The organism is Rhizobium sp. CSW-27, from assembly GCF_018760785.1.
Taxonomy (GTDB): Bacteria; Pseudomonadota; Alphaproteobacteria; order Rhizobiales; family Rhizobiaceae; genus Neorhizobium.
Map to the genome: position 1 here is coordinate 1 of NZ_JAHHZO010000063.1, position 887 is coordinate 887.

1 pseudogene is annotated in these 887 nt (G+C 59.4%); it reads right to left on the reverse strand.

From position 1 onward, the window contains the following. Window positions 1-797 (reverse strand): annotated as a pseudogene (locus KLP42_RS26575) (IS630 family transposase); the annotation flags it as partial. Window positions 798-887: the final 90 nt, after the last annotated feature.

An 887-nucleotide genomic window follows, 5' to 3' on the forward strand; every position in this document is an offset into this window, starting at 1 on the left:
CTCTATGGGATTGAAGTCTGGGCTGTAGGGCGGGAGGAACAGCATGCGCGCACCGGCCGCTTCGATCATCTCACGCGCCGCCGGTCGCCTATGGCTGGAGAGATTGTCAAGGATGACGACATCGCCAGGCTTCAGGGTCGGCACAAGAACCTGGGCGACGTAGGCCTCGAACCATTCTCCGTTGATCGGCCCGTCGATGACGAGTGGCGCAACCATTCCTGTGCTGCGCAAGCCAGCCACCAGCGTCGTGGTCTTGCGGTGGCCGTGTGGGAAGCCCATTCGCAGGCGCTCTCCCTTCCTGCAGCGTCCGTGCGTGCGCGCCATGTTCGTCGCAGTCCAGGTTTCGTCGATGAAGACGAGCTTGGCAGGATCAAGGTCCAGTTGATCATCGAACCACTGCTGACGCTGTTCCAGGACGTCGGGACGGCTTTGCTCTACCGCGTGGCCAGTCTTTTTTTGCGAGTCTGCCCGTGCCGGACAAGGAACCGGTGCAAAGCCGACTTGCTGATCGTGATGCCCTGGGCACAAAGCGCATCACGCAGTTCAAACAAGGTCCCATCACGGTGCTGGGCGAGCCATGCCATGATCGCCTCGCCATGGGCTTCTGTCTTACGGGAATTTCGATCTCCGCCAAGAGGCCCAGGTCGCACGTCGCCCTGGCGAAGTTGGAGATTTCGCCAGCGGCTGACGCTTGCTGCACTCACGCCAAACCGTTCGGCGGCTTCGCGATGGGTAGCACCAGCAGAAACGGCAGCAAGAACGCGAACTCGCAGATCAACAGAGAGAGCTTTTGACATATCTGCCGACCTCCATCGGCAGATAGTTTGAATCAGAACATCGCTGATTTGCAAAGACCCGAAGATTCATTCAGTCAGGGAACCGCTCTA